The 5,215-nt window shown below is 71.6% G+C and carries 1 protein-coding gene; it reads left to right on the top strand.

All coding sequences use genetic code 11. The annotated features are described in order from the left end of the window. Positions 1 to 147: 147 nt before the first annotated feature. Positions 148 to 5,215: SDR family NAD(P)-dependent oxidoreductase (locus tag ACWDR0_RS34485; RefSeq protein ID WP_456355786.1), on the top strand; the 5,068-nt coding region annotated here is incomplete at its 3' end.

Consider the following 5,215-nt stretch of genomic DNA (forward strand, 5'->3'; position numbering starts at 1 on the left):
GAGGTGGTGGAGGGTCGTGGGGTTGTGGTGGGGACGTTGCGGCGTGGTGATGGTGGGTGGCGGAGGTTTGTGGAGTCGGTGGGTCAGGCGTGGGCGGGTGGGGTGGATGTGGACTGGGGTGCGGTGATTCCGGCGGGTGGGAAGCGTGTGGGGTTGCCGACGTATCCGTTCCAGCGGCGGCGTTTCTGGCTGGAGGCGGTGCGGGGTTCGTCGGATGTGGAGTCGGTGGGTCTGTTGTCGACGGCTCATCCGCTGGTGGGTGCGGCGGTGTCGCTGGCCGGTGGTGAGGGCGTCGTACTGTCGGGCCGGCTGTCCCTGCGGTCGCATCCCTGGCTGGCGGACCATGCGGTGTCGGGCACGGTTCTGCTGCCGGGCACGGCGTTCGTCGAACTCGCGGTCCGGGCCGGGGACGAGGTCGGCTGCGGCCGGGTCGAGGAACTCACCCTCCACGCGCCCCTCGCCGTCCCCGCCCAAGGCGCCATCCGCATCCAGGTATCCGTCGGGGAACCGGACGCCGGTGGTGCCCGCTCGCTCCGGATCCACTCCCAGCCCGAAGGCGTATCGGACACCCCCTGGCGACTGCACGCGGACGGTGTACTGACCGCCGCGGCTCCGGTGCCGTCCGCGGATCTCACCGAGTGGCCGCCCGCCGGTGCGGAAGCCCTGGACGTCGGGAACCTCTACCCCGAACTGGAACGCAACGGATACGGCTACGGGCCGGCGTTTCAGGGGCTGCGGGCCGCCTGGCGGCTCGGCGACGACGTCTACGCCGAGGTGGCACTCGTCGGCGAACTCGCGGGTGAGGCTTCCTCGTTCGGTCTGCATCCTGCGCTCCTGGATTCGGCATTGCACGCGCTGGGTGCGGGCGGTCTGGTCAGCGGCGATGCGGCGAGGCTGCCGTTTGCCTGGCGCGGTGTCTCCCTCCATGCCGAGGGTGCCGCGGTGCTCCGGGTGAAGCTGGCCGCGCCGGGTGAGGACACCCTGTCGCTCCAGGCCGCCGATGCCACCGGCGCACCCGTCATCGACATCGACTCCCTGGTTCTGCGGCCGGTCGACCGGGACCTCCCCCGCGGTGCCACACCCCCGAACTCCCTGTTCCACCTGGACTGGACCCCACTGCCCGACCCGGCCGGAGACGAACCGGGCAGCTGGGCGGAGGTGGGCGGTACGGACACCGGCGCCCTGGTGCCCGGCCCCGTGGAAGCACCGCGGTACGCCGATTTCACTGCGGCGGCCGCCCATGCGCCGGACACCGTGGTGGTCACCGGTCCCGACCTGCCGGTGCGCGAGCTGGTCGGCTGGGGTCTGGAGCTGGTCCGGTCCTTCCTGGCCGAGGAAGGGCTGTCCGCGTCCCGACTGGTGGTCGTCACCCGGCACGCGGTACACACACCCTCCCCGAACGGCGCCCAGGCGGCGCTCTGGGGTCTGTTCCGCTCGGCCCGGGTCGAGAACCCCGGCCGGTTCGCCCTCGTCGACACCGACGGTGTGACGATCCCGGCCGCGGCAGTCACCGCCGTCGGGGCCGGGGAGCCCGAGGTGGCGGTGCGCGGGACGGAACTCTTCGTACCGCGTCTCCTGCGGACTCCGCAGGAGACGCCGCCGCCCGGGGACTGGCGTATGGAGCCGGACGGCAGTGGCTCGCTGGACGGGGTGCGTGCGGTCGCCGTACCGGAGCGTGAGCCGGGCCCGGGCGAGGTACGCATTGCCCTCCATGCGGTCGGGTTGAACTTCCGGGATGTGCTGATTTCGCTCGGGATGTATCCGGGGGTGGCGGAGATCGGCGGTGAGGGCGCGGGCGTCATCACGGCGGTGGGTCAAGGGGTGGATCTGGTGCCGGGTGAGCGGGTGATGGGCCTGTTCAGCGGCGGTCTCGGTACGTCGGTGGTGGTGGATCGGCGTTTGGTGGTGCGGGTGCCTGCGGGGTGGTCGTTTGTGGAGGCTGCTTCGGTTCCGGTGGTGTTCTGTACGGCGTGGTACGGGTTGCGGGACCTGGCGGGTCTCCGGTCCGGGGAGTCGGTGCTGGTGCATGCCGCTGCGGGTGGGGTGGGGATGGCGGCGGTGCAGCTCGCCCGGTTGTGGGGTGCTGAGGTGTTCGGTACGGCGAGTGCGGCGAAGTGGCCCGCGGTCACGGCGCTGGGGGTTGCCGTGGGGCGGGTGGCGTCGTCGCGTGACCTGTCGTTCGAACCCGCGATCCGTGAGGCGTCCGGTGGTGGCGTCGATGTGGTCCTGAACTCCCTTGCCGGGGAGTTCGTGGATGCGTCACTGCGGCTGCTGAATCCCGGTGGCCGGTTTGTGGAGATGGGCAAGACGGACATCCGGGACCCGGAGCAGATACCCGATGCGAAGTACCGGGCGTTTGATCTGGCGGAGGCGGGTCCGGATCGTATCCAGGAGATGCTGCTGGAGCTGGTCGGGTTGTTCGAGCAGGGTGTGCTTCAGCGGCTGCCGCTGACCGTGCGGGATGCCCGCAAGGCCCCGGGTGCCCTGCGGCTGATGTCGCGGGCCGGGCATATCGGCAAGGTCGTTCTCACCGTTCCCCAGTCCCTGGGCGGTTCGGGGACGGTGCTGGTCACGGGTGGTACGGGTGTGCTGGGCGGGCTGGTGGCCCGGCGGCTGGTCTCCCGGCACGGCGTACGGCACCTGCTGCTGCTGAGCCGCAGCGGAGCCGAGGCCCCGGGCGCACAGGCACTGGTCGACGACCTGCGGGAACTCGGCGCCGAAGCAACGGTGGTGGCCTGTGATGCCGCCGACCGGGAGGCCCTCGCCGCGGTCCTGGCCGCGATACCCGACGACCACCCGCTCACCGGCGTCGTCCACGCGGCCGGAGCCGTAGACGACGGGCTTGCCCATACCCTCACCCCCGAACAGGTGGAACGGGTCCTGGCGGCGAAGGTCGATGCCGCCGTCAATCTGCACGAGCTGACCGGGGACCTTGCCGCCTTCGTTCTCTTCTCCTCCGCGGCCGGGGTGTTCGGCGGTGCCGGACAGGCCAACTACGCCGCCGCCAACTCCTTCCTCGACGCCCTCGCCGTGACACGCCACCATCTGGGCCTGCCCGCGACCGCGCTGGCCTGGGGGCTCTGGGAGCAGCGCACCGGTTTGACCGCGCACCTCAGCGACAGCGATATGGCCCGGATGGCCCGCGGCGGCGCGATCGCCCTCACCACCGACGAGGGCCTGGCGCTCTTCGACGCGGCCCTGAGCAGTTCCCGGCCTGCCCTGGTGCCCGCCAAGCTCGACCTCGGGGCCGTGGACGGCGAGCCGCCCCATCTGCTCCGCCGACTGGTGACCACCCGGAACAGGCGCGCCGTCGCCGCCGCCGAGACGTCCGATCCGTCGTCCCTGGCCGGTCGTCTGCGCCGACTCGACGAGGCCGGACGGCTTCCCCTGCTGGTCGAGCTGGTACGGACACAGGCCGCCTCGGTCCTCGGTCACACCGGCACCGTCGATATCGACGACACCCGGCCGTTCAAGGAGATCGGCTTCGACTCCCTGACCGCCGTCGAACTCCGTAACCGGCTCTCCACCGCCACCGGACTGCGGCTGCCGTCGACGCTCGTCTTCGACTATCCCGATCCCACCCAGCTCGCTCGCCATCTGCTGGCCGAACTGCTCGGCGCGGACCGGGACCCGTCCGCTCCGTCCCCGGCCACCAACTCCCCGGCCACTAAAGACCCCGTGGTGATCGTCGGTATGGCCTGCCGCTTCCCGGGCGACGTGTCGTCGCCGGACGAGCTGTGGGAGCTGCTGGCTTCGGGGCGCGACGCGGTGTCCGGCTTCCCCACGGACCGCGGCTGGGATGTCGAGTCGCTGTACGACCCCGACCCCGAGCGCTCCGGCACCAGCTATGTGCGGGAGGGCGGCTTTATGGCGGGGGCCGCGGACTTCGACGCGGACTTCTTCGGGATCTCGCCCCGCGAGGCCGTGGCGATCGACCCGCAGCAGCGGCTCCTCCTGGAGACCTCCTGGGAAGCGGTCGAACGGGCGGGCATCGACCCGGCCTCTCTGCGCGGCAGCCGTACGGGAGTCTTTGCCGGGCTCTCCGGACACGACTACGCCCAGTTCTCCGGGGCACCCGCCTCCGCCGAAGGCCACCTGGTCACCGGTAACGCGGCGAGCGTGGTCTCCGGCCGTGTCGCCTACTCCCTCGGTCTCGAAGGCCCGGCGATGACGGTGGATACGGCGTGCTCGTCGTCGCTGGTGGCCCTGCACCTGGCGGTGCAGGCGCTGCGGAACGGCGAGTGCTCGATGGCGCTCGCCGGGGGTGTGACCGTGATGAGCACACCCGGATTCTTCGTCGAGTTCAGCAGGCAGCGGGGGCTGGCGAAGGACGGCCGCTGCAAGGCGTTCTCGGCGGCCGCGGACGGTATGGGCGCTGCTGAGGGGGTCGGTGTCCTCGTCCTGGAGCGGCTGTCGGAGGCGCGGCGCAACGGTCATGAGGTGCTGGCAGTGGTCCGCGGCTCCGCGGTCAACCAGGACGGCGCCTCCAATGGACTCTCCGCGCCCAACGGGCCGTCCCAGCAGCGGGTGATCCGGGACGCGCTCCGGTCCGCCGGGCTCACCGCCGCCGAGGTGGATGTGGTGGAGGCGCACGGGACCGGGACGAAGCTCGGGGACCCCATCGAGGCGCAGGCCCTGCTGGCCACGTACGGGCAGGACCGGGAGCGGCCGCTGTGGCTGGGGTCGGTGAAGTCGAACATCGGCCATGCGCAGGCCGCCGCCGGTGTCGCCGGTGTGATGAAGATGGTGCTGGCGATGCGGCACGGGATGGTGCCGAAGACGCTCCATGTGGAGGAGCCGACCTCCGAGGTCGACTGGCAGGCCGGGGCGGTCGAGCTGGCGGCCGAGGCACGGCCGTGGGAGACCGACGGCCGGCCGCGCCGGGCGGGCGTCTCCGCCTTCGGTATCTCCGGCACCAACGCCCATATCGTCCTCGAACAGGGTGACGGGAGCCTCTCCGCCGAGCCGGATGGAGCCGTGGCGGAGCCCTCGGCGGGGACCACGGCGGACGCCGTGGCCGATGAGGACGCGCCGATTGTGCCCTGGGTGCTGTCGGCCAAGTCCGCCGAAGCGCTGATGGACCAGTCCCGTCGGCTGGCCGCCGGGGTCGAAGGATTGTCGCCGGTGGATGTGGCGCGGTCGTTGGTGGATTCGCGTTCGGTGTTTGGTTTTCGGCGGGTGGTGGTGGGTTCTTCGGTGGGTGAGTTGGTGGGTG

The sequence above is a fragment of the Streptomyces sp. NPDC003691 genome (assembly GCF_053981115.1).